At 43.3% G+C, this 23,639-nt stretch carries 23 protein-coding genes; 9 read left to right on the plus strand and 14 right to left on the minus strand.

Annotated features, from left to right (window positions below; translation table 11 throughout):
• Nucleotides 1-521: 521 nt before the first annotated feature.
• Nucleotides 522-1,064, minus strand: coding sequence for a porin family protein (locus ACVA58_RS03125; protein ID WP_446508998.1), 543 nt, complete (start codon nucleotides 1,062-1,064; stop codon nucleotides 522-524).
• Nucleotides 1,065-1,534: 470 nt separating this feature from the next.
• Between ACVA58_RS03125 and ACVA58_RS03130 the strand changes: the two genes are divergently transcribed.
• The 6 genes from ACVA58_RS03130 (at nucleotide 1,535) to ACVA58_RS03155 (ending at nucleotide 6,061) form a co-directional block, all read left to right on the plus strand.
• Nucleotides 1,535-2,209 (plus strand): outer membrane beta-barrel protein, encoded by a 675-nt coding sequence (locus tag ACVA58_RS03130; protein ID WP_446508999.1) that lies wholly within the window; start codon nucleotides 1,535-1,537, stop codon nucleotides 2,207-2,209.
• A 792-nt stretch (nucleotides 2,210-3,001) separates the two neighbouring features.
• The gene (locus tag ACVA58_RS03135; protein WP_446509000.1) at nucleotides 3,002-3,349 is read left to right on the plus strand and encodes an antibiotic biosynthesis monooxygenase family protein; all 348 of its coding nucleotides are present in this window, start codon (nucleotides 3,002-3,004) and stop codon (nucleotides 3,347-3,349) included.
• A gap of 12 nt (nucleotides 3,350-3,361) precedes the next feature.
• Nucleotides 3,362-4,024, plus strand: a complete 663-nt coding sequence (locus ACVA58_RS03140; RefSeq protein WP_446509001.1) for a hypothetical protein — start codon at nucleotides 3,362-3,364, stop codon at nucleotides 4,022-4,024.
• A gap of 136 nt (nucleotides 4,025-4,160) precedes the next feature.
• Nucleotides 4,161-4,931, plus strand: a complete 771-nt coding sequence (locus tag ACVA58_RS03145; protein ID WP_446509002.1) for a winged helix-turn-helix domain-containing protein — start codon at nucleotides 4,161-4,163, stop codon at nucleotides 4,929-4,931.
• Entirely contained in the window at nucleotides 4,924-5,370 is a 447-nt protein-coding gene (locus ACVA58_RS03150) for a hypothetical protein (RefSeq protein WP_446509003.1), read from the plus strand. Before ACVA58_RS03145 ends, ACVA58_RS03150 begins: the two co-directional genes overlap by 8 nt.
• A 304-nt stretch (nucleotides 5,371-5,674) precedes the next feature.
• Nucleotides 5,675-6,061, plus strand: a complete 387-nt coding sequence (locus ACVA58_RS03155) for a response regulator (RefSeq protein WP_446509004.1) — start codon at nucleotides 5,675-5,677, stop codon at nucleotides 6,059-6,061.
• Between the two features lie 63 nt (nucleotides 6,062-6,124).
• On the opposite strand, the gene ACVA58_RS03160 is transcribed toward ACVA58_RS03155, so the two are convergent.
• Nucleotides 6,125-6,850, minus strand: coding sequence for a flagellar brake protein (locus tag ACVA58_RS03160; RefSeq protein WP_446509005.1), 726 nt, complete (start codon nucleotides 6,848-6,850; stop codon nucleotides 6,125-6,127).
• Nucleotides 6,851-7,151: 301 nt separating this feature from the next.
• Here ACVA58_RS03160 and ACVA58_RS03165 point away from each other — a divergent pair, with 301 nt between their 5' ends.
• Nucleotides 7,152-7,385 carry a hypothetical protein gene (locus tag ACVA58_RS03165; RefSeq protein WP_446509006.1) on the plus strand — a complete coding sequence of 78 codons (234 nt, stop codon included), beginning with the start codon at nucleotides 7,152-7,154 and terminating at the stop codon, nucleotides 7,383-7,385.
• A gap of 69 nt (nucleotides 7,386-7,454) precedes the next feature.
• On the opposite strand, the gene ACVA58_RS03170 is transcribed toward ACVA58_RS03165, so the two are convergent.
• The 5 genes from ACVA58_RS03170 to matP form a co-directional block, all read right to left on the minus strand.
• Nucleotides 7,455-8,924 carry a hypothetical protein gene (locus ACVA58_RS03170; protein ID WP_446509007.1) on the minus strand — a complete coding sequence of 490 codons (1,470 nt, stop codon included), beginning with the start codon at nucleotides 8,922-8,924 and terminating at the stop codon, nucleotides 7,455-7,457.
• A 180-nt stretch (nucleotides 8,925-9,104) separates the two neighbouring features.
• Nucleotides 9,105-9,596 carry a PaaI family thioesterase gene (locus ACVA58_RS03175; RefSeq protein ID WP_446509008.1) on the minus strand — a complete coding sequence of 164 codons (492 nt, stop codon included), beginning with the start codon at nucleotides 9,594-9,596 and terminating at the stop codon, nucleotides 9,105-9,107.
• Nucleotides 9,597-9,698: 102 nt separating this feature from the next.
• The gene (locus ACVA58_RS03180; RefSeq protein WP_446509009.1) at nucleotides 9,699-10,091 is read right to left on the minus strand and encodes a PPC domain-containing DNA-binding protein; all 393 of its coding nucleotides are present in this window, start codon (nucleotides 10,089-10,091) and stop codon (nucleotides 9,699-9,701) included.
• 130 nt (nucleotides 10,092-10,221) lie between these two features.
• Entirely contained in the window at nucleotides 10,222-10,527 is a 306-nt protein-coding gene (locus ACVA58_RS03185; RefSeq protein ID WP_446509428.1) for a DUF3634 family protein, read from the minus strand.
• Nucleotides 10,528-10,661: 134 nt separating this feature from the next.
• The gene (gene matP, locus ACVA58_RS03190; protein ID WP_255043966.1) at nucleotides 10,662-11,114 is read right to left on the minus strand and encodes a macrodomain Ter protein MatP; all 453 of its coding nucleotides are present in this window, start codon (nucleotides 11,112-11,114) and stop codon (nucleotides 10,662-10,664) included.
• Between the two features lie 219 nt (nucleotides 11,115-11,333).
• Between matP and ACVA58_RS03195 the strand changes: the two genes are divergently transcribed.
• A complete protein-coding gene (locus ACVA58_RS03195; protein ID WP_446509010.1) occupies nucleotides 11,334-13,022 on the plus strand; it encodes an AAA family ATPase in 1,689 nt (562 codons plus the stop codon).
• Between the two features lie 68 nt (nucleotides 13,023-13,090).
• Nucleotides 13,091-13,606: a 3-hydroxyacyl-[acyl-carrier-protein] dehydratase FabA gene (gene fabA, locus ACVA58_RS03200; RefSeq protein ID WP_446509011.1), complete on the plus strand. Its 516-nt coding sequence runs from the start codon at nucleotides 13,091-13,093 to the stop codon at nucleotides 13,604-13,606.
• Between the two features lie 303 nt (nucleotides 13,607-13,909).
• On the opposite strand, the gene rmf is transcribed toward fabA, so the two are convergent.
• The 7 genes from rmf to pyrD form a co-directional block, all read right to left on the minus strand.
• Nucleotides 13,910-14,083 carry a ribosome modulation factor gene (gene rmf, locus ACVA58_RS03205; protein WP_255043963.1) on the minus strand — a complete coding sequence of 58 codons (174 nt, stop codon included), beginning with the start codon at nucleotides 14,081-14,083 and terminating at the stop codon, nucleotides 13,910-13,912.
• A gap of 170 nt (nucleotides 14,084-14,253) precedes the next feature.
• The gene (locus ACVA58_RS03210) at nucleotides 14,254-16,305 is read right to left on the minus strand and encodes a DUF3466 family protein (protein ID WP_446509012.1); all 2,052 of its coding nucleotides are present in this window, start codon (nucleotides 16,303-16,305) and stop codon (nucleotides 14,254-14,256) included.
• Nucleotides 16,305-18,227, minus strand: a complete 1,923-nt coding sequence (uup, locus tag ACVA58_RS03215; protein WP_446509013.1) for an ATP-binding cassette ATPase Uup — start codon at nucleotides 18,225-18,227, stop codon at nucleotides 16,305-16,307. The genes ACVA58_RS03210 and uup overlap by 1 nt, the downstream gene beginning before the upstream one ends.
• Nucleotides 18,214-18,471: a glutaredoxin family protein gene (locus ACVA58_RS03220; RefSeq protein ID WP_255043960.1), complete on the minus strand. Its 258-nt coding sequence runs from the start codon at nucleotides 18,469-18,471 to the stop codon at nucleotides 18,214-18,216. The genes uup and ACVA58_RS03220 overlap by 14 nt, the downstream gene beginning before the upstream one ends.
• Nucleotides 18,472-20,610, minus strand: a complete 2,139-nt coding sequence (gene rlmKL / locus ACVA58_RS03225) for a bifunctional 23S rRNA (guanine(2069)-N(7))-methyltransferase RlmK/23S rRNA (guanine(2445)-N(2))-methyltransferase RlmL (RefSeq protein ID WP_446509014.1) — start codon at nucleotides 20,608-20,610, stop codon at nucleotides 18,472-18,474.
• Nucleotides 20,611-21,820: 1,210 nt separating this feature from the next.
• The gene (locus ACVA58_RS03230; RefSeq protein ID WP_446509015.1) at nucleotides 21,821-22,366 is read right to left on the minus strand and encodes a cell division protein ZapC; all 546 of its coding nucleotides are present in this window, start codon (nucleotides 22,364-22,366) and stop codon (nucleotides 21,821-21,823) included.
• 261 nt (nucleotides 22,367-22,627) lie between these two features.
• Nucleotides 22,628-23,638, minus strand: coding sequence for a quinone-dependent dihydroorotate dehydrogenase (gene pyrD / locus ACVA58_RS03235; protein WP_446509016.1), 1,011 nt, complete (start codon nucleotides 23,636-23,638; stop codon nucleotides 22,628-22,630).
• Nucleotide 23,639 lies beyond the last annotated feature (1 nt).

The following is a 23,639-nucleotide window of genomic DNA, read 5'->3' on the forward strand; positions in this document are numbered from 1 at the left end:
AATCGCTGACGTTTCAATATGATAAGGTTCTCTATCTCATTGACCCCACAGAAGAAAACCAGCGGCTCGTCAATCAGGTGGTCAAAGTGCTCGACCGGCCCTGACGGCACCATCGTCATCTAGTATGGGCACCGGAAGCTGGGCTTTAAAACCTTCGATAAACTGGACGCCGTAGACCAAGGCCAGATAGTCGATAACAAACGCTTGGTTGCCCAAACCAAACAGCAAGAATTCGAGCAGCAGAAACGCGTCGCAGCAAGAACGACTCGAAACAGACGGTTCAACAACGGGCAATCCGCCAACTGGAAGCCATGAATCCGGAACTGGTTTATCCGGAGCAACTCAAGGCAATTAGAAGAAAAATTGTATTACTCCCTACTTATCAAATCCCCTTAAAATTTACAAGATAACTTGTGAGGTATAGCTATGAGCCTATCCACCACACAAAGCTATGGCTTTGGAGGTTTTGCCACTGCCAGACATACTCATATAAAAAAGCTCAGCATTGCTGAGCTTTAACTTTAGAATTTATAGCCAACGGTAAATGAAAGTTGGTCGGTATCGAACCCATCTAACTCAGCAAAATGGATATTTGCATCTAGATAGATGCTATTCATTTCACCTCGAACACCTACTCCATAATATAGGGATGTTTCTGAGCCCGATGTTCGAATACAACTAGAGCCAGAACAAATCTTTCCATCTTCAGAGTAAGACATTAAACCTAAAGCAAAGTAAGGCTTTATAAAACCACTTTCAACCGCAAAAGCCTTACCTAGATCTGCACCAAATTTTAGAGATGTACCATCCCAGACAACTGAGTTGTACCAATCAGATTCTTTACCATCATTAAACGCAACAGTTGCTGAAAAGCCAACAAACTTGTTTAGGTCATAGCCATACTCAAGTTTTAAACCACTTCCGTAGTCAAAGTTTTCAAAATCGAATTGTGACCAGCCAATACCAATTCGATGTCCGCTAAAATCATCAGAGTATTGTTCAGTTGCAAAAGATGGAGCTGTAAAAAATGCTGCAAACGCCACAGCTAATAGTGTTTTTTTCATTATATAAGCATATAAATTAGTTTAATAAAAATAACTTGAATGAAGCTACCTAAGGATCTAAACGGGAAAATACCCTTCTCCATTATCGCCGTCAAAATTGATGTGTTAGCGATTATTAATCACTGCTTTTACGCAATAGAAAGCATAGCTTTATCAAAACGGTGACATCGAAATTTGTGTTATTTCCGTACCCTACCCATTTTTTTGCTCTATCGCACTGATGAGAGCTTGTTTGGTGAATATTTATACCTACTGTATATATACTGAGTTTTTAACAAAAATAAGGAAATAATGATGTTTTTAACATGGTCAAATATAAAATTATAGTGCATTAGAGGCTAAGGTTAATTCCTTTATTAATCAAGAGGATAATGTTATTAATGAATTAATTAATATGAATATTCACCGCCAAATGTATCAATTTTCACAGTCGTCACTTAATCTCCGCACCGATTCAGGAGATTAAGTTAATGAAAAACGCTTTACCCCTTTTAGCCCTTGGCTGCGCCATTACAACATCTGCAATTGCTGGTCCTGTTGAGCTTCAGCAGAACTATTCTTATGTATCGGCTGGTTACCAGTATTCGCTATACAGTGAATACCTTCGTACCGATATTACGCATGACAGCAGCTACGACAATATGTCTGGTTACTATGCGCGTGCTAGCATCAACCCTACTGACCAAGTTTTCCTAGAAGGTCGTTATGATGATGTTTCCCGTAATCGTCTAGGCTTTAGCCACTCGCTAATCGGTCTTGGTTATTACATGCCTGTTGGCAAGAACAGCTCAGTATATGCCCTGCTAGGTGCAGAAAAACTGTCCGCTGAATTCGAATTATCAACCCCCTTTTTCTCTGATATTTCGACAACCTACTCAGACACAGCATTTACAGCAGAGGTTGGCGGTAAATTCAATCTGATGAAGCGCTGGACAGTTGAGCCTGCCATCCGTGTTGCGACATTTGACGAGCCCCTGTTTGAGCTTCGCTTTGATAACCAAGTCCACCTTACGGATGCATGGAGCCTAGAAGCCAATATTGCCCACCGTGCTATGGACTTAGGCAGCACACCATTAGGTGAGCTACCGGTGCTTAAAGAAATGAACTTCCGCATCGGCGTCCGATACCAGTTCAATATATTGTAAGTCCATATTTGGAAGTGAACATTTCATGTTGGAAAGTCGTTACACCGTAAAAAAATTTGGTACACGTCAATGGTATTGCAAAAATGAATTGCTGTGACAATAAAAAGTTAATCATTAAAAAGAGAAGGATATTTGAAAAGTTCATCTATTCAGTAATTTATAAATGTACTTCATGTGATAAAACCTTCAAGATAAGAAAATAATGCACAATTCAAATACAAAGCACATCATAAAAAATAAATTTTTAGAAATATTACATAAGAATAAAGAGAAACACCTGCAAAATAAAAAATCGACATCATAATACAGAATAATATTAAAGCTCAGCATAACTGAGCTTTAAATCTAAACTTTATAACCAATAGTGATTACAGATTTTATCTGTATCAAACCCAAGTCAGTACCACATTTGAGTAAATGTACCACCTCAGTAACCTGAAAGCTTGCCATCACCATCGTAGGATGCTGCTGATACCGCCGACAGACCAACGAATTGATCAAGTTTTAAACTACGCCTTATACAACCAACATGATATTTGTATAGTTAAGAACGACACAGAGAGTGACAATGTCACCCTTCCTGCTTTTATGTCTCATCGCGCCATTGCTCTACGCAACATACAGTTTATTTATCTACCAATGCTAAAAGGAATGAATATCCGCACCGACGCCCCACACTAGTTCAAGGTATTGAAATTCAACGTTAATTAATATTAATTAACTTACGATTTGGGTTTTCTGATTATGGTATGTGCTAAATTTCGAACGCCATACAATAACAAGGAGATCCAAATGTTAGGTAAAGTCATCCCCGCTCTACTTCTCTCGCTCACTGTTGCTCCAGTCAGTGCCGAAGTCACCCTTATTAATCCTTTTCATGTGCCTGAATTTCATGAGCAGGCGGTACTCGATCATTGGGAGCAAGCCAGGGACTTTCTAGAAACACAGCCGGGCTATATTTCTACAACACTACACCGCTCACTCCAACCGAACAGTCAATTCCACTACATCAATGTCGCGAAATGGGAATCGACAGCCGACTTTAAAACCGCCATATCCGCAATGAACAAGACATTGTCGCCACTGAGTCTTCCCGGCGTTGAACTTTACCCTGCTCTTTATGAAGTTATCAGAAACTAAAAGGAATTTTGTATGAAAAAGCTTAAGTTAATCCCTCTTGCTCTTGGGTTGGCATTGTCAGCAACACAAGCGCACAGCGCAGCCTTTGGTGTTAGCCTCGAGTGGAAAACAGATAATGCATTAATTGTATTAGATGGAATGAATGAGCAGCGCGATGCTTTTTCTGAATTAGTACAACAAGGCATCATTCATGATTTATTTGTTCGTCATTCAACAATAGACGGCAAGCAATTCCCAATCATTAACTTTGTCATGGAAGCCGGCTCTGCGGATCAAGTGCTCAAGCGCCTTGAACCGCTTCCTTTCTTCAAAGACGACGTAGTAAAAATCAGTGATATCAGAGAGATTGGTACAAAGTGGCTGGACAAAGAAATGATCCAGAATAACTACTCATTGGAATTAACCTGGCTAGAGCCTCAACAGAATCTATTAGTCGATCAAATCCTGGGGAAGGATCTCCAGAAAGTCGTCAATTGGAATGCACAAGGTGTCGTCACTTCGGCCTACCTCAGTATCCAAGAGTTCGATGGCAACCTTAAGCAACCAACCTATTCCATAGCGGTTCAAGCTCGTGATGAAAATCATGTTCAGGAAATGGCCAAAGAACTAGAAGCCGTTAAAACAGAAAGTGCATCGTACAACATCATGTATCTTGGCTACAAAGTGAATATTTAGTAAGCCCGTAGGCCGAACTTAACCAATAGTTCGGCCATACAACCACGGTTACCCATTCTTATTCTAGTTTTTTACCCTTAACGACATTGTTTTGAGCTATGTGTTCCCCTAAAATCCCCTGCTCAAAGTGGTGAATATGAGGAAAATTATGCGTGACATGACAACACCGGTTTTACTTGGGGATTTTAAGATAGACCCTGTAACACAAGTGCTGATCCGCACCACTGATAATGAAAGCGTGAAACTTTCTCGCTCTGAGTCACTTATCATTTGTATGCTGGCAGAAAAACCTAACGTTGCCGTTAGCCGCGATGCATTACTGGAAGCCTGCTGGACTGGTAAGGTAGTCACCAACAGTTCTTTGACAGTTGCAATAAAACACATTCGGTCAGCTTTTATTGAGCTTGGCGCTGAAGATGTGATTGTTACCGAACCTAAAAAAGGCTACCTCATTCGCCTTCATGCCGCCGAAAATATTGCACTAGAGACAGATGATCAGCCACCAGCAACGGGAGAATTGGTCAATAAAGAGCATATTGAAAGCGTCAATAATTCTGTATTTACAGAGATTAAACACGCGAATGTTAACTATATACCGTTACTGACTAAATTAACTAAACGTTACCTCGTAACGGCGATTGCTTTCATTCTAACGGTTGTAACACTTGCGCAGATGACGCTATTTGTCGAAGGCACGCATATTGATAAGCACCATATACTCTATGATGGCCAGCCAATGCCACCAGCAGTAATCAATGCAATCAAGGATCACCCAGAGCCAAACTCTAGGATGATAGTTTACCCTCTTGGGGGGATTTGTAACCGTTACCAATTGATTGCCGTCGATAAGCAAAATGGCTTTACCGATCTAACGTCATACATTGAACAAGGTGATTGCCATGGGTAAATTCATTACTAAAGCAATGTTCGGTATTGTACTCGGCTTATTTTTCACGGTCAGCGTAGGCATTGTCTCGGCCTTAACCACAAATGAACGTTATCAATTTGACTCCAATTACCCTGATATTGGACACGAGCGCCTCTCGACGGTGCTCACCCATGGCCGAATCAAGATACAATTTTTAGGCTATAACGTAGCCAATAGGATCACTATTTCAAAACAGTTCTACGGACTGTTCTTGCGCTACGGGTCTCATTATCTTGTGCTAGCTAAAGAGCAGGACACTGCAGATAACAGACAGTCACTCACAGCTCGTAGTTTTTACATTATCGAGTCTGCAGATAAAGCCGCCTATATTTCTGACCAACGTGGCTTGTTTATCACAAGAGATAACCAACCGCTTCACCTAAATAGTGTGTTACTCGGAAAGTCACTAGCTATCTAAACCAACGAGGCTGTGCGCTATGTACAGCCTCTTAAGAACATAAAAAAACCTATTTTTTATACCATTAAAAGGTGATTAAATTTAGCACAGATACAAAATTATAGTGCGTTAGAGTATGTAATCTACAGATAGAGATCACAATATGGTTCACCTTCAGACAAGTTGATCGTTTATTATCCCTATCATAATATATACCAATGCCATTCACGCTGAACTAAACAACTTAACGCTACATGAGTATATAAATATAAAAGCTTTGTTGTTGTACTTAGCAAAAACACGATGAGTTTAAGGAAAAACCAATATGAATAAGTTTCTCATCATTGAAGATAATAAGATGATGGCCAAAATTATGGCCGAGCTGCTAAGAAAAAGCGTCCCTATCCAAAAACTGCATTATGCGCCTACTGCACAGCAAGCCTATACCGCTTTGCTTAAAAATACGGTTGATTGCGTGTTTCTCGATCTGAATCTGTGCAAGCCTTTAGATGGCATTGAAGTATTACAGTATATAAAAACACAATACCCTTCTTTGCCTGTGGTTATTGTCACCGGTGACAGCGAAATTGAAACCGTGAAACGAGTGATTTCCCATAACCCTAACGACTATTTAGTCAAGCCGCTTTCAATGCAAAAAGTTCAGCGCTGCCTTGAAAAGCTGGAGATACTACAACTCAGTGATGACGATTAGTTCAATCTAAAAGTGACAACGTAATAGGCAGAGCAATCTATTTTACCGCACCTTGCCCTGTCTCTACTTCTTGAATGAGAGTTTTGCACCGTCAAAGATTAGCTTATTCATTAAGTCCCTCACGGCTTGCTGACCAAGATCGTCAAACTCGATACCAAGCTGTTTATTTACCCCTAGAGACTGATGATTACAGACCTTACCCGACAAGGGATAAATCACTTCAGTTCTAGGATGAACCACTTCAACCGACACCACCTTATTGATCTCAATCGTTGGTCCATTAGCTTCAATATAGAAACTACAACCTGAAGGCGACAAATCTTTTAGCATCACTTTTAGTGTGCGGGAAGGCAGTACTATTTTACCCTCGATATTCACGTCGTAACGGGGTTCTTTACGTAACTGAACAACCTCTATCTGAGGTGGAATATCAACCACCAGCAGCGGAACCGGATCCGTAATAATATGGCTGATCTTGGTCCTTACATTAACCAAGGCCCCTTCGCCTTTTTCAGAGACAGCCTTAATGGTCATCCGATAGCCAAGCTGGAAGAATTCCTCCCTTTCAATCTTGGTCACTTTTGGCAATTCTATATAGAGTTTATCTTTACCATTAGTACCAATAAATACTGAGCTGACCTGATAAAGCCGCCCTACCGGTGTTTTAACACTAAGGGTTATTTCACTTCCATGGGTGATTTCCATTAAACCAGGTAGTGAAGGTTTTGATAGTTCCCTCATACGATTTTCCATCGCTCGTCGTTTAATCTGACTTAATTGCTGGCTCACCACTTTTCCTTACAACTACATTTTTGCTTTATTCATGAATTCTAATCTTTGTCGAATAGTATCTACAATAGTTTCCAGCAGCAAATTATCGTTAATTGGTATTAGCGCAATACGCACGACTATTTCTACCTTCGGTTTTACATGCGAAAGTGATAGCAAAATGAACATTCAACGAATATACAGCCTCGGAAGAAAGGCATCAAAAACATTGACGCAAACATTAATTACCCCATAATGCTATCTTTTACATATTATTCTGCACATGGCTATTACAATAAGAGATATCGACCAGCACTATTATATGATCGAAGAGCTAAAATCGATTACTGAGAGTAACGTCACAACAAAAGCCTTAATTAAAGGTGGCTATATGGCCGTTGAGCTTGGAAAACAATTGGAACAAGAGAAGGAAAACAGAATAAAAGCCGAGCAAGCCTTATGTGACCTCCAGCAGAAGATACAGCATTATCTAGCCAGTCATCAGGCTTTGATTGATATCGCAAATTCCAAACCTAAAAATACCCAGAAGAAATAAAGCGTCCCGCAACCGACTAATTAACAGCCGTAGACTCGATGATCCACGGCTGTTTTGCAAGGCATCGCTTTACTTTTGCGCCGCCAGAGCAGCCTGCCACATTGGAATCGCTTTAAACGCCGTCACCATGTCATAGTCAAGCGCAATAGGCTTGTTGCCTTTACTATCATTAGGACCCATAGGGGTTAAACCATTATGGCTTTGGAACCATCTCATCCAGCCTTCACTCCCTGGCATCGTTAGTACAAGCGAGCTGGTACTACTATCACTGGATAAAGGTGCTTGCTTGGTTTGTGGCGGATAAGTGGTTGTCGGAAGCAAAAACGACGTCATAGGATATTGAGCTGAGCTGTGGCAACCTAAGCAACCCGCAGATGCAAGCCCTTGATGATAGTATTTATCCGCTGTCCATGCAGGAGTCACGACAGCACCATCATTCGGTCCTGATAGCCGACCATCCCAAGCTAATGTCGAACGTGAATATTCGGGGGCTTCTAAGTTAATCCAATTCTGCTTTAATGATGTATTAACTGTAACTGGAGGTATAAGCGCCTCATCTTTGACATTAACAATATCAGTATCGCCTCCCCATGTTGCCCCTAGAGGGATCATTTTATCCCACACATCTTTACCTGGGGCGCTTTGATCATAAACAAGCGTCGAGAAAACCCATCCCGTTTCAGGTGCTGCTTTTGTGTCTTTAACGATGATATCAAACTGCATCAAATACACATTCGTTAAAACAGGGGTCGTATTGCTTCCTTTTCCTTCAGTAACATCACACTTAGATTGAGTCGATTTTGCAGTGCCATTACTGCTGTTTATTGGCGCATATATTTGCCATATGGCTGTTCCTTTCATTGGGCTCCAATCCGCCCCACAAGCCGTTACAAAAGCAAACTTAACAATTACGCTACCTTCACTGTATTGCGTTGTCTGGTCAGAAATTGTTGGCTTGAGCGCCGAATCCAACGTCCTACCCCATATATCACCTAGTGTTTTGGCTGCTCGATTATCATATAGCGTATAAACATAGGTTGTTATATCTACCCCTTGATCGGTCAAGGTTCCAGCAGGAAAGCCCGAGCCTACATACACCCCATGAACAGGCTCTCGTTCCGTCCCCAACCAAATCGACTGATACCAATTTTCATTATTCGGTTTATCGGGGTTGTTTATAAGTTCACGCATATCCTTGGAAACATATTCTTTTAACGCGAGTACATAATCCATTGCATTTGTCGTGGTAATTTTTCCTGAGTGAGAGACCTTCGTCCAAGGGTATGGTTTAGCGGGTTGCTCAAGTTGAGTAGGATAATCATGGTTAATTTCAAAAAACTCACCGGTGTAATTTTTCGGACGAGGAATTGAAGAGTTTAGAAATGGGTGAGCATTTATCTTTGATTCGTAATTATTGAGCGCACCTACAGTGACAAACGATGCTTTACCTTCAACCTCTTTAAGATCGGTTACAGCTTTAGTAGTTGATGGAATAACGAGTATTATAGCTGTGCTTATTTGTATCAACGGATGTATCATCTTGCTATCTCCAAGCTGAAAATCAGGTGATTTATACCAACTTGGACTGGCACAACAACATACAACTATAACAATGCAAGTTAGCTTTTAAAAAATAGACAAGCAGATAGAATGACTCACACATTGTTCAGAAGTAGAACGAATCGCTGAGAGCAATATCACAATACCGACATAAATAAGCTAAGTTGATTCTTTCATCCACGAATCAGGTACCCTCACAGCCGTTAGCTTAGCCTCTACGGCTATTTTACCATTCGCCAATAACTTACACCTTAATTCAGCTTTGCGCTCATCAGCAGCCATTACACGCGCTTTTAATACAAGCTTCGCATTTATCGACACTGGGCGCAGATATTGTAACGACAAACCACCGGTAGCAAACCATATTGGCTCCCCTTCACCAATCTCTCGACCAGAGCGCCTGTATGCATCGGCCATTGCCGTACAAATACAATGACAATCAATCACAGTGGCAATAATGCCGCCATTGAGAAAGTGCGTAGGCGCCGCACAATGATAAGGCTCAGGAGTAAACCGACACAGCGCGGTGTCATCTGCCCCCCAATAACTGTGTATTTTCAACCCTTGGGGATTCTCTGAACCGCAACCAAAGCAATGATTCCCTTTGATTTGAGCCTGAAATGACACACCGGTCTTTACAGCCTTATCCATACTTTCATCACCTGTATTTACGTATTATCAATACTAACAAGTATATACAGCTTAATTAGGCTCAACCGGGTTATAACCAAGATAAGGTTTTAGAGGGAATAACTACTTCACCACCAGCTCAGTGAAGCCTGTCGTCGTGTCAAGCTCACGGGAAAAAGACAAATTGGTATATTCTGCCAGGCACACCTCAGCGGTATAAGACACTATCGAACCGTCTTGCAGGTGACCGCCATATACACGTCCTGATTTATCCGCCACGGAAACATGCAGATGAGCATGCTCTGGGGTTAAGGTGCCACTTAGGGTGAGAATTTCTAGCGGCCCTGCTAGTTCGAGGCTCTCTGATTCATTGGCAAGCCGAATAGAGGCGTGGGAAAGGCAACCAACACAACTTAACAGCGAGCCTGCTTTAATGTCTTGTTGTTGCACATACGCCAAAATGGACCACTTCAGATCGGTACCAAGAGTTAAACGAAACGCGTGTGGTGTAAGCATATAAATAACCTCTATTCATGCTTTTAGTTTGAGGTGACCGTTATGATACAAAATTGCATTAGAGACAGAAAAGTGTCAGATACAAAAAAGCTCCCCGGACCGGAGAGCTTATTGACGGCTAATCTAAAAGTTAAGCGCGTCTTCCACGCTTCTTCGAGCCACCATTATGCGGAAAAACATTGTGAATACGCTGCTTCACCTTAGCTGGCACCGATTTTGAAAAAACCAGTTTGGTCGCAAAGCGGTTCTTATAAACTTTGATCTGGCCAGAAAACGGCTGCTTATGAGCAATATCTTTGCAGCCAGCCAAAAAACCATTTGGGATCTGGCCTTTCTGCTTGGTGAGTTTTCCCTCTTCAAAGATCAGCACCATGATTGGTCGATCTTTGAACACCAGAATAAATACAACAATGGCAAGGACAATCACAAATCCCATAAATTCCATGCTTGGCTCCTCTCTAAGTTCCTTTTCATGCCTAGACCTACAAAATGCTATATCAAAGGGTTTTGAGTAGATCTTCGTATTAGCTAGAGGCTATATCTAGATTCTAGTTCTTTTCTTTACTTAGCCTATTCAAAATCAAGTAGTTCATGAAGGTCATGTTTGAGATCCAGTACCTGTTTACTGGCCACTTCCGTCTTATTGGATTCACTCAACAAATACTCAATCGTGTCAGATAAGGTACAATCCAGCTCTTTGGATTTCTCCGCCAGTCTTTCCCAAACACGGTAATCGAGATCAATGGATTTTTTTCGGGTATGAACTTGCTCGGCGTTGAAATGACGCTTCCTCTTGGCGCGGATAGCTTGTTTAAGCTTCTTATCAAGCTCCGGTGACATATGGCTATCAATCCACTTTAACACCTTGGTTGGCTCATGCTCGATAGATAGGAGGCCGTCAACCGCTGCTTTCGCTTCACTGGTATCAATGTACCCGGTGATCGCTTCACCTTCTTTCCATTTTTTTACTAGATAATTCCATTTCCAACCGGCTTCAAGGTTTTCAAGCTGCTGATATTTCATAGTCGTCAGAGGTTCTCGATAAGTCTAAACTTAAGTGGTGACAGTGTAACTGTAAGGCATCTAAAGCTCAATTCCATTTTGAACTTTAAGCATTTGTTTTTAAGTCGATCTCAATCAAACTGCAAATGAAGTCAACAACATTACACACTAAGCTATTATGCGGCCATTGATTCATTTATACTGCTGACCTTTTCACATTACGAAATAAAGCACACGCCCATGCATGAACAAAACTGGCGCTCGATGACTCCAGACTACTCTCAGTACCAAGCCATCCTTGAACAGTATGACGATCTTCTTCCCGCAAATACCGGAACCTTGCAAGATCGCCTATCAGATGCTGTGCGCCGGTTTACTGCTGTCGAACTTCAACCTCGGGTATTGCGTATTACCGCACCTGACAACAAGGTTTACCGTGATTATGTCATTGAGCTGATTTCACAACAAGCTGCAGCCCACAATGAATCACCCGTCATCGTCGCTGGCGAAAACGTAACAGAACAAAACCTTTTTGGTGCAGTGTATCCACCAATTGAAGAAAACAACATCAGCAAACAGCAAGTTAAACATGGGCTTGTACACCAGGCTAATAATGGCTACTTGGTACTTTCTGTCACTGCTATCCTAGCAAACCCAAGCTTATGGCCTCGTCTTAAAAGCATTTTGATGAACGGGACACTGGACTGGCAAGCTGCCTCAAACAAATCTTTGTATCCTCTGCCACCAGCAGAGCAGCTCAATATCAAATTGGTGCTAATTGGCGACCGTTACCTGATGGCTGAGCTGGAGAATGCCGAACCGGATATCTCTTCAGGCTTTACCATGTATGGTGAGTTCGAGCAGGATTTGATCATTGATAAAGATAACCTTCCGCTTTACCTCGCTTACCTCAAAGCCATCATCAAGAAAGCCAAGCTGCCAGAACTTGCGGATTCTCAAGCACTAGAGATGGTGCTAAAGACCGGTGCCCGTTACGCCGAAGACCAAACCCGCGTGCCACTTTGCCCTATCTGGCACCAGAGCCTACTGTGTGAAGCCGCCCTTGATTCGCAAGGTCAGAAAATAACCGCCCAGCACTTGAAAGATTCAATCCAAGCACGTGAATACCGTGAGTCTTACCTGCCAGAGCGTGCGATTGAAGATATTCATCACGGTCAGGTCCTGATCAATTGCCAAGGTGAAGAAGTCGGTCAGGTCAACGGATTAACCGTAGTTGAAGTTCCGGGCCACCCTCGCGCCTATGGCGAGCCTGCCCGTATTTCATGTGTAGTACACTTTGGTGACGGTGATATCTCGGATGTTGAGCGCAAAGCAGAGCTCGGCGGTAATATCCATGCCAAGGGCATGATGATCATGCAGGCATTTATCAGTACCGCATTGGATTTAGACCAACCTTTACCTTTCTCTGCCTCTATTGTATTCGAACAGTCGTATTCCGAAGTGGATGGCGACAGTGCCTCTTTGGCAGAGCTATGCGCGTTAGTTTCAGCGCTATCCATGCAGCCGATTAATCAACAAATCGCCGTGACCGGTGCCGTTGACCAGTTTGGCCGTGTACAGGCTGTAGGTGGTATTAACGAAAAGATCGAAGGTTTCTATCAGGTTTGTGCGTTCCGTGGCCTAACGGGTAACCAAGGTGTCATACTACCGAAAACAAACATGACTAACCTATGTCTCAATGATGAGATCCTAGATGCCATCAAAAACGGGAAATTCCACTTGTGGAGCGCAGAAAGTGTCGATGATGCTTTACCTCTACTTACCGGCCAAGCCTTCCGTAGCGATGATCAGGATGCAGAGACCTTGTTGGCAAAGATTGCAGAACGCATTGATATCTTCCATAACGGTGAAATGGTGAAGCACATCGGTTTGTTAGCGCGCATCCGTAACTGGTTGGTCCAGAACTGATCCGAGTTGTTTGGCGTACATGTGTAAGCTAAATTGCCTCCATACTTTTTAAGGAGTTTTAAAGTCTGATGAAACGCCAGCAATCTTATAATTACGACGAACTTGTTGCATGTGGTAAAGGCGAACTTTACGGTCCAGCTTTCCCTTCCTTGCCATCTGACAACATGCTGATGATTGACCGTATTGTAAACATCTCCGATGAAGGTGGTGATCACGGTAAAGGTTTCATCCATGCTGAACTAGATATCCGCCCTGACCTGTGGTTCTTTGATTGCCACTTCAAAGGTGACCCTGTAATGCCTGGTTGCCTTGGCCTAGATGCTATGTGGCAGCTAGTTGGTTTCTTCCTTGGCTGGGCTGGCGGCGAAGGTCGAGGTCGTGCTCTGGGTGTTGGTGAAGTGAAGTTTACTGGTCAAATCCTGCCAGAAGCGAAAAAAGTAACCTATGAAATCCAGCTTAAGCGCGTTATCAACCGTAAGCTCATCATGGGTGTTGCCGATGGTCGAGTCTTGGTTGATGGTAAAGAAATTTACGTCGCTAAAGACTTGAAGGTTGGCCTATTCAAAGATACGTCAAGCTTCTAAGCAATAGTTAACAAGCTATCCAAAGGTCGCCTATGGCGGCCTTTTTTGTATCTGGCTAGTGGCTAGTGGCTAGTGGCTAGTGGCTAGTGGCTAGTGGCACTATGCGCTACTGAAAGATGTAATCAAGGTTACATTGTCACTGAAATAATGGACGTAATAATAGGAACGCTTTGGACAGTTTAGAATCAAGCCTTAGCCTTTCATAGCCCCTATAGCCTCTTGCCAAGCGCCTCTTGCCGCCTAAATAGAAAGAGCCCCTGTTCCTAATAGGGGCTCAATAAGGGAGATATGAAGGGAGATTTATTATTTAAACAGGCCAGATTGCAGATCTTCTCGTGCTTCTCGCCAGCCACCTAGCCAATTAGTACGGGCATCTGTCGCTTGATACGGACAGTCTTCACTGGAACGTCCATTTATGCCAGCTCTATAGCCTTGAGATTGTGCGCGTTCCAGACGATCCCGCTTTTGTCTCTTCATAAGTTCGATCCTCATCCTTATCATTTACATTCATTACTATTGCATAATGATGGAGATGTTGTGTCTCCACTATTAAGAATTAGCGAAACAGAAGCAGAGATCAACTATGAAAACAAAACAGGCTCACATATTGTGAGCCTGAGTGCAATTTAACCAATTTTGACAAAAAATTACTTTCTTCGACGGAACCCTAAGAAGCCAAGGAATACCATTGCCAACATACCTAACGATGCACCACTACGTTCAATATTAGATTCCTCTGCAGGACGCTCCTGAACTGTCGGCTCATCTGCAGCAGAAATTGGGATCAACTTAACAGCGACTGTACGCTCAACATCTGGCTCACCACCTTTACAGAATGATTCCGTTGTTAGGTCGTCATAACCACCTTCACACTTGTAGGCCGTTGCAGATATAACACCTGCATCATTAACGCCTGTAGCTTCGAAAATACGGTAGTTGTTTGCAATTCCGTTGATGTCACCATCATTGGTCAAATCATCAAGGAAATACACATCACCTTTCTTCAACGCTGCTGAACCTTCAATATCACCCATTGCATAGGTGAAAGCACGCTGACGACGGAAACGACCATCTACTTGGTTCACCGACTCACTATCCAATCGACCAACAATCTGGTTATGGTTGTTGATTGCCGCCGGGTAACCATTCGCACCACTAAAGAACAATTCAGAGACCGAGGTATCCAAGAATTTAGGCGGCGTGTCATCTGTATTATTGTTATCATAAACAAACATACGTTCTACGTAAGAACGGTTATCCGCATTCCAGTTCTTGGTATAACCAATGACTTGGTTTTTGGTATTTACACCAGTTGCTAGCGTGTAAGTAAATACGCGGTCACTGCCACTCTCTAGCTGAATACCAGGAATGAGGGTTCGTGTGAAGTTCTCAGCTTTAGCTTCACTACCTGCAGGCAGTTCCCAAATCGCCGCTTGCATTGCGTAGTAGTCTTTGTCGTAACGGCTCGTTGTGAAACCAACTATCACCGGCTGATCATTGACTAACTCAACAGCTCGAGCACCCGCTTGGAATGAACGGTCCTTGTTGTCAGGGTCTAAAGTGGCTAGGTCGTTCTTGGTAAGCAACTGAGCATCGACACTTGATGAGGTTCCGTCCACCGTCCAGAACACACCGTCGTTAGCAAATACTGAAAGCTGACATTCTTTGGTGCCGTAGAAGCTATCTAGACCTTCATCAAATCTCGTCGGGCAATTTCTGAAAGTCGACTCATTAAAAGTAGGATCATCTCGGTCGCTACGGTTGTTTGGCACCTTGTTGTCACTATCACTAAAATCACTTCGATCGTATGACGCACTACCCACAACTAACAGCTGACCGTTATATTCAACCGCATCCCACGCCAAAGATTGACCGGCAGTTTTGGTTAGCGGATCCGTACCAGCAGGAGCAAGACCTACCTTGTTATCGCCAAGGTTTACAAAACCACGCTTATTAAACTGACGAGCAAACCTTTGGTTATCACTGAAGTAGGCACCACTGGTTACACCCAAAGTATATTTGCCAACGTTAGCGGCTGTGCCTTGAGCATTGATCACACTGTTGGTGGTTTTATGATTGCCTGAATCAACGATTGACCCCAATGCAGCTACTGCATCGGGATCATACTTGGTTTGATCATCTGCAAAGGTATCAACTGCCGTAAAGGCATCAGAACCACTGATAGCCGTCGCATTGGAATAGAAATTTTCACTCCATGCTTCTTGCTCACGGATCAAGCCGCCAAAGCCACTACGATCACGAATATCATTGGTGTTGTAGCCTTTACCATAGAACTGCGTACGCGCCCATTCGCGGCACGTATTCGGTCCTAAGTTACGGTCACAGTAGCTATATAGACGATCTTCGTCGTTAACACGCTGAAGATTATCGAGGATAAATGGCACTTCATCGCGATAGTTTATGCCATCGGAACCAAAGCGACTTTCACCGAATACAGAATAGTTAGCCTCGTCACAGCTACCCGCAAAGCAGTTATCACTAGCTTCAGATGCGGTAATGCCCTGACCGTAGAATTCTACTTTCTGATTAATTTGCGACTCTAAGTTACTATAATAACTTTGAGTCGTTACATCGGAGTTGTCCGTAACTTCAACCACACGGTAAACCGCGGCGTTAGCGCCTGTCGCACCGGCCACCAATACGGCCAGTGCAGACAATTTTAATGTCTTATGTTGCATTAAGCTTCCTTCTGCATTGCCTCAAGCTCTTCCCAACGTTCAAATGCTTGCTCAAATTCAGCTTCTGCTTCCGCCAAGCGGTTCAGCGTACCTTCAGTGTCATTTTTCACGTCTTGGAAGAAAGCAGGATCGTTAATCAATTCCTGCAACTGCGCAATTTCATTTTCCAGTTCTTCAATTTTTAGCGGCAGGTCTTGCAATTCCTTTTGCAGTTTATAAGAAAGCTTCTTACCTGCTTTAGGACGTTCAGCCTGACGCTGCTTGTTCTCGTCTTTTTTCTTTTCTGCCTCAATATCGGCAGCGTGTGCTTTCGCTTTTTGGCTTAGCGAGTTTGTACGTTGTTCTTGGGCCTCGTGGTAACCACCAACGTATTCATCGATGACACCGTTCCCTTCGAAAATCCAGCTTGTCATCACAGTATTATCAACAAACTGACGATCGTGACTGACTAACAGCAAAGTACCCTGATAGTTGGCAAGAATATCTTCCAAAAGTTCCAATGTTTCGATATCTAAATCATTGGTTGGTTCATCTAGCACCAATAAATTATTAGGCTTAAGGAAAAGTTTCGCCAACAACAGACGGTTTTTCTCACCACCTGATAGCGCTTTAACCGGAGTACGAGCGCGGCGTGGATGGAACAAAAAGTCCTGAAGGTAGCCAAGAGCATGGCGGGTTCGACCGTTTACCGTCACTTCCTGCTTACCGTCAGCCAGGTTGTCCATGACGGTCTTTTCAGGGTCCAAAACTTCGCGATACTGATCAAAGTACGCTACATCTAGTTTTGTACCGCAATGAAAGTGACCCTGTGACTGAAGATCACCCAGCATGATTTTTAATAGCGTACTCTTACCACAACCGTTTGGACCGATTAGGGCAATACGATCACCACGCATGACGTTGAAGCTGAAATCTTTGATGATTGGTTTGTCGCCATAGCTATAACTAATATGTTCAGCCTCAAACACAATTTTACCTGAGCGCTGCGCATCTTGAAGCTGCATGTCGGCCTTGCCCACGACTTCACGGCGCTCGCTGCGTTCACGACGCAACTGCTTCAGTGCTCTCACACGTCCTTCGTTACGAGTACGACGAGCTTTGATCCCCTGACGGATCCATACTTCTTCTTGCGCTAGCTTTTTATCGAACTCAGCATTCTGCTCTGCTTCTACCCGTAACATCTCTTCTTTATCTTCGAGGTACTGGTCATAGTCACCCGGGAAAGACGCTAGCTGGCCACGGTCAAGGTCAACGATTCGGGTTGCCATTGAGCGAATAAATGCACGGTCGTGCGAGATAAAGATGATCGAACCTCTAAACTCTTTTAGGAAGCCTTCTAGCCATTCAATAGTAGAAACATCCAAGTGGTTAGTAGGCTCATCAAGTAGCAAGATATCCGGGTCACAAACCAATGCGCGCGCTAATGCGGCCTTGCGCTGCCAACCACCGGATAAATCTTTAAGCAATGTATTTGGCTCTAACTGGAGATGCTCCAAAACCGATGAGATCTTGTTGTCGAATTGCCAGGCATCAGCATGATCAATCTTTTCTTGCGCTCGGCCTAATTTTGCGAAATTTGACTCAGAAGGATCATGGGTGATCAAATCCAACAGACGGTGGTACTCTTTCAGTACCTGCCCTATTTCTGCTAGACCTTCTGAAACATAATCAAAGACTGTTCCTTCAGCATTACGAGGAGGATCCTGCTCTAAACGCGAAACAACCAACTCGGACTCACGCTGAATACTGCCATCATCAAGCAATACATCACCGGCAATCACTTTCATCAAAGTAGATTTACCAGCGCCGTTACGGCCGACCAGGCAAACACGCTCCTTCGGCTGTAGAAGAAATTCTGCTTTATCAAGCAGCGCGTGATCACCGTACGCCAATTGGGCGTTACTAATATTAATTAATGCCATTGTTGTTTAACCATAGTGCCAACTCATTAGCGTCAAAGGGCCAACCGAGTTCTGGGCTGTTTGAGTCTGAATCAGGATTAAGAATAGAAAGCACAGGAATTGTGACGCCGTAACGAGAAAAAAGCACGTCATCAAAGGCGATATCCACCACTTGAACGTGCTCTTTTACACCGGCTTGTACGAGCAGGCTATAAGCCTGCTCGCAAAGATGACACCCTTCTGTGCTATAAAGCGTGATTAGCACTTAACCTTCCTTGTGGGTAATGATCCAGCAGTTATGAATCTGTTTGTTGCGGCTAAAATCCATTGGCAACGTTTTATCAGAAATGTTCTTCGCTTGTAAGCCAAGTTCTTCAAGTTTCTCGATGTCCATCTTGAACTGACGCTTATTATTCGAGAAAACTACCTGACCATTCGGTCTTAGCATACGTTTTAGGTTCTCAAGTAGCATGATGTGATCACGCTGAACATCAAAGCTTTGCTTCATACGCTTCGAGTTTGAGAACGTTGGTGGGTCAACAAAGATAAGATCAAAGTCACCATCCGCTTCTTGCAGCCATTGCAGACAATCAGCTTGAACAAACTGGTGCTGAGAACCCACTTGGCCATTCAGCTCCATGTTTTCTTGTGCCCAACGTAAATACGTGTTGGACATATCAACAGTTGTTGTTGACTTCGCACCGCCACAAGCAGCATGACACGTTGCCGAACCTGTGTAAGCGAACAAGTTAAGGAAATCTTTACCTGCTGCCATTTTTCCAAGCTGCTTACGCGTCACCTTGTGATCAAGGAACAAACCAGTATCAAGGTAATCGTACAGATTAACCTTCAGGTCAACGCCGTATTCATTCACAATCATGTGGCGCTCTGCACTAGAAAGCTTCTGATACTGGCTCTTACCCTTCTGGCGCTCACGCACTTTCAGGATGACCTTGTTGTTTTCAACACCGGTTACCTGAATCGTTGCACGCATGATATCCATCAAACGGCGACGTGCTGTCTCTTCTGGAACCGTTTTTGGTGCCGCGTATTCCTGAATAATCAGGAAGTCTTTATATTTGTCGATCGCTGCATTGTAGTTAGGCAAATCGGCATCGTAGAGGCGGTAGCACTCAAGCCCTTCTTTCTTTGCCCACTTGCTTAGCTTGGTAATATTCTTCTTCAGACGGTTTGCAAAATCTGGTGCGACTTCTTTCTCTTCGATACGACCTTCTGCTTCACCATCAACATGCTTAACACCACCTGCTGTGATTAGGTACGTTTTCAGTACACAATCCAGTGCACCATTGCTCAATTTGAACTGCTTGTCTGCCCGCATACGCAAACAACTTAGCAATTCATTTGAAGATGAATACATAGAAGCAGTAGAGCCCGCAAAAGCAAGCTTCAAACGGTTACCCAGTTCGCTGTATAGGGAAACCAACTCAGGCGTTGTCCCCATACGCTCACCATACGGAGGGTTACACAGGATCACACCTTCAGAGAAACCTTCAGGGCATGTAAGCTGAGTTGCATCACCATATTCAAAGTCAATCAGATCTTTAACACCGGCACGACCTGCGTTATCGCGCGCAATAGAAAGAACACGACGATCCATTTCACGACCAAAGAACTTAGTCGTCACGTTAGCAGGACCACGTCGGGCTTTTACCTTCGCTTCTGCGTGAATTTCGAGCCAACCTTCACGATCAAAGTCTTTAATCGCCTCAAAGCCCCAACGTTGACGTTTGATACCCGGCGCAATATTTGCCGCAATCAGCGCAGCTTCAATAAGCAAAGTACCCGAACCACACATAGGGTCTAGCAGTGGCTTCTCTGGCGTCCAACCTGACTTCATCACCAATGCCGCAGCATGGGTCTCACGCAGTGGAGCTTTACCTGCTTCGCTACGGTAACCACGCTGATGAAGACCGCTACCTGCCATATCAAGGCCCAGTACACCTTTCTCACCAGATAGGCGCATGTGGATACGTAGTTCTGGACGCTCACGATCGATACTTGGACGACGTAAATCAGCCTTGGTAAAGCGATCAACAATGGCGTCTTTCACTTTCATTGCACCGTACTGGCTGTTGCGGATTTCACGGTTGGTACCGTTGAAGTCAACAATGATACGGGTGTCGCTACCAAAGTAGTTCGGCCAGTTAATCGCAGCCGCACCTAAATACAAATCCATGTCATCACGAACGTTAAATTCGCTCAGTACCAAGATGATGCGCGATGCAACTCGCGTCCATAGACAGCATCGGTAAGCCGTTGCTTGTTCGGCCTTAAAACGGACGCCAGCGTGGACAACCTGAACACTGTCAGCGCCAAGTTTCGTAAGTTCTTCTGCAAGGAGGTTTTCAAGACCTCGTGAAGTGATAGCTAAATATTGATTCATGGATTTCTTTTCACACTTATGTTGCGGTGAATTATAACTGAAAACCCAGTAAATACCTTGTCATAAAAGGTGCTAACTCGGTTATTTAGCTAAAAAAACAGCAATCAAATGCAACTACACGTCACATTACTCTTCACTTCTAGATTCTGTTGTGGATTAACGCATGCCAACTAGCAAAACCAAGCACAAGCATTCGTTTCCATACGTGCACAATGATAGAAAAAGCATTGTCCACACCTGTAAACAACTGATCAGAAATGACATCATATGATATAAATACCATTGTTCACAATGAGAAACAGCGTCAGCCATCCCATCCATATCAACAAGTTACATCGAATCTCTTTATATAATCAAGCAATGACAAGTCGGTACTGACTAACCTCACAACCATTTAACTTCATACAACTCTCCCTTAGCACTATTAATATTTCCAGATAGGAATTAATACTCTTAAGGACATAATTCAAACCTACTACAGCTTGTTGCTGCTTGGTAACTTTATTACATGAATGAGGAAAATGAGGAAGGTGACTACCGTTCTTTGTGTTTTAAGGTGCAAAATTACGGTGGTTTTTTGCCCATAGTCAATAAAATGAGGCAGAAAAAAAATGATAAAAAGATAAAAATTTTAGACTTGCATCACCAATAATGACGCTTTATTAAACAGCTAAAATAAGAAAAGACGTGTTCTGGGTGCGTGATATTCTTCACATTCCTTATTGCTAAGCCCTTCCTGGTAATAGTTTTATCGATAAATAACCGGCAGAAAAGCCAAACCCCTGTCTATATATACCGAGATTTCCTCACAAAGCCTCCCTGTTGTCATACTGGGTAAATCTACTCTTACACGACACGATTTAAACCGCTCATCACATACCTGTATTAAGAGAGCGTGGTCATTCTTCAGTAGCGAGGGAAAGCAGTAATGACTCGCTTCGCACGATCAACGTTCGCTTTAATTGGTTCGAAATAATTGGTTTGAAATGAGAGAAATAAGGACGGAGGAGTTAGACCTTGACGGACAAGATATGAAGAGTCAATTTGAGGGGGAATTATTATTGATGTTTTCGTCATACGAATTAACGAACAAGGTAGATGCACTTAAGATCGGACAAAGGCTAAGATGAATTCGTATATATCTGTATTCTACGCTGGGTATACCGAAAAAAGACTGAAATCACCCACGGCATCTGATTAGTGATATCTGTTATCCAACCAGAGCAAGCGTTATTGGCGCTTCTAAAGGCCCTTCATAGGCCGTCATACGGTCATTCATTACCTTTATCGTCTCACAGAAAGCCATTTCTTTCGCAGGATTAAGCGCTAAAGAGGTTGTATCAGCCATCATACATAAGCTCGCAGAGCCACTGTTTTCGATGATGAGGAACTGCCCTTCACTAAGGTCGGTTGAAAGTGTGACAATATCCCCCTGCAGGGGCTGCTGCCCTTTTGAGCGCTGATGAAAAAACCAGCTTTTTGGCATAAGAGGCTTATGGAAACGGCTTGCTGCGACAGCATTCAATGCAAGCTCTGCTTTTCGCGGTGCTGATAGGTCGAGGATAGACATCCCTTCGAGAAAGGTTTGGTAGACAGATGCATCGTCAACCGTAAAAGTTGTGCGTGCAAAAGCACAAGGAACTAAGTTTTTGGTCGGAATAGCCACGCGGAAAATCATGTTATCGCCAAGATCCAGCATAAGAGCGTCGTACTTCTGGTCGTAATACCACATCCATGAATTATTGGGTTTCAACATAAGCACCGCTCCATATCCGCATCCGTTACAAAGCTTATCCACTACAACAAACAAAACTTTAGAGCAAATTCTACTGCCCTCTTGGTAAATAAAAAGAGGAAGAAAACACAAAGTATTCCTCATGAAACTCTGTACTTTTGACAAAATTTCTATTGATAAGACACTCGTCATAATATCGACATAAAAAAAGTACCTGCAAAATTTCTCCTGCAGGTACCTTGATGTCTGACTCTCTCTCGAGAGCATTCTATGTACTGTTAATTAGATATTTGTGACGATATCTTTAACCAATTTAGGGCCGTGGTAGATAAAACCAGAGTAAATCTGTACCAGGCTCGCACCTGCTGCCATTTTTTCACGAGCAGAGACTGCTGAATCAATGCCACCAACACCAATAATAGGTAGTGCACCATCAAGTTCTTGCGCCAACATACGGATCACTTCAGTACTGCGGTTCTGAAGTGGACGACCACTTAGGCCACCAGCCTCATCACAATGCGGCATGTCTTTGACCAACGAGCGATCTAGTGTGGTATTGGTTGCAATAACACCGTCGATTTTTGTTTTGATCAATGACTCTGCAATTTGCTTGATCTCATGATCTTCAAGATCCGGCGCGATCTTCAGCGTTAGAGGTACGTATTTACCGTGTTTTTCAGCCAACTCCTTCTGCTTCTCTTTCAATTGAGTAAGCAGATCGTCAAGCATTTCACCATACTGAAGTGAACGTAGACCTGGAGTATTAGGCGAAGAGATATTTACCGTAATATAACCAGCGTGCTGATATACCTTTTCCATACAGATCAGGTAATCTTCTGCGCCCTTTTCAATCGGCGTATCTTTATTCTTACCAATGTTGATGCCAATAACACCGTCATACTTGGCTTTCTTCACATTCTCAATCAGGTTATCAACGCCAAGGTTATTAAACCCAAAGCGATTAATAATACCTTCAGCAGGAATGACACGGAACAAACGAGGCTTATCGTTACCCGACTGCGGACGTGGAGTAACGGTTCCAACTTCGACAAAGCCAAAACCCATTGCGCCAAATGCTTCAATGCATTCGCCATTTTTATCAAGGCCAGCAGCCAAGCCAACAGGATTTTTGAATTTGATACCCATCACTTCAACAGGACGATCAGGAACGTGTTGACGATAGAAAAGATCAAGAGGAGTGCCAGTAAAGCGAGAAAAGTTCTGAATAGCCAGATCGTGCGCTTTTTCTGCATCAAGCTTGAAAATAGCGGATCGAGCGAGGCGGTAAATCATT

Source organism: Photobacterium sp. DNB22_13_2 (genome assembly GCF_052873915.1).

Bases quoted from the DNA above. Each gene is read 5' to 3' on its own strand.
- ACVA58_RS03140 (WP_446509001.1), top strand. From the start codon at position 3,362: ATGAAAAAGCTTAAGTTAATCCCTCTTGCTCTTGGGTTGGCATTGTCA.
- ACVA58_RS03150 (WP_446509003.1), top strand. From the start codon at position 4,924: ATGGGTAAATTCATTACTAAAGCAATGTTCGGTATTGTACTCGGCTTA.
- uup (WP_446509013.1), bottom strand. From the start codon at position 18,227: ATGGCATTAATTAATATTAGTAACGCCCAATTGGCGTACGGTGATCAC.
- rmf (WP_255043963.1), bottom strand. From the start codon at position 14,083: ATGAAGAGACAAAAGCGGGATCGTCTGGAACGCGCACAATCTCAAGGC.
- ACVA58_RS03230 (WP_446509015.1), bottom strand. From the start codon at position 22,366: ATGTTGAAACCCAATAATTCATGGATGTGGTATTACGACCAGAAGTAC.
- ACVA58_RS03195 (WP_446509010.1), top strand. From the start codon at position 11,334: ATGCATGAACAAAACTGGCGCTCGATGACTCCAGACTACTCTCAGTAC.
- ACVA58_RS03145 (WP_446509002.1), top strand. From the start codon at position 4,161: ATGAGGAAAATTATGCGTGACATGACAACACCGGTTTTACTTGGGGAT.
- ACVA58_RS03155 (WP_446509004.1), top strand. From the start codon at position 5,675: ATGAATAAGTTTCTCATCATTGAAGATAATAAGATGATGGCCAAAATT.
- rlmKL (WP_446509014.1), bottom strand. From the start codon at position 20,610: ATGAATCAATATTTAGCTATCACTTCACGAGGTCTTGAAAACCTCCTT.
- ACVA58_RS03210 (WP_446509012.1), bottom strand. From the start codon at position 16,305: ATGCAACATAAGACATTAAAATTGTCTGCACTGGCCGTATTGGTGGCC.
- pyrD (WP_446509016.1), bottom strand. From the start codon at position 23,638: ATGATTTACCGCCTCGCTCGATCCGCTATTTTCAAGCTTGATGCAGAA.
- ACVA58_RS03135 (WP_446509000.1), top strand. From the start codon at position 3,002: ATGTTAGGTAAAGTCATCCCCGCTCTACTTCTCTCGCTCACTGTTGCT.
- ACVA58_RS03170 (WP_446509007.1), bottom strand. From the start codon at position 8,924: ATGATACATCCGTTGATACAAATAAGCACAGCTATAATACTCGTTATT.
- ACVA58_RS03180 (WP_446509009.1), bottom strand. From the start codon at position 10,091: ATGCTTACACCACACGCGTTTCGTTTAACTCTTGGTACCGATCTGAAG.
- fabA (WP_446509011.1), top strand. From the start codon at position 13,091: ATGAAACGCCAGCAATCTTATAATTACGACGAACTTGTTGCATGTGGT.
- ACVA58_RS03165 (WP_446509006.1), top strand. From the start codon at position 7,152: ATGATCGAAGAGCTAAAATCGATTACTGAGAGTAACGTCACAACAAAA.
- ACVA58_RS03125 (WP_446508998.1), bottom strand. From the start codon at position 1,064: ATGAAAAAAACACTATTAGCTGTGGCGTTTGCAGCATTTTTTACAGCT.
- ACVA58_RS03130 (WP_446508999.1), top strand. From the start codon at position 1,535: ATGAAAAACGCTTTACCCCTTTTAGCCCTTGGCTGCGCCATTACAACA.
- ACVA58_RS03175 (WP_446509008.1), bottom strand. From the start codon at position 9,596: ATGGATAAGGCTGTAAAGACCGGTGTGTCATTTCAGGCTCAAATCAAA.
- ACVA58_RS03185 (WP_446509428.1), bottom strand. From the start codon at position 10,527: ATGGGATTTGTGATTGTCCTTGCCATTGTTGTATTTATTCTGGTGTTC.
- matP (WP_255043966.1), bottom strand. From the start codon at position 11,114: ATGAAATATCAGCAGCTTGAAAACCTTGAAGCCGGTTGGAAATGGAAT.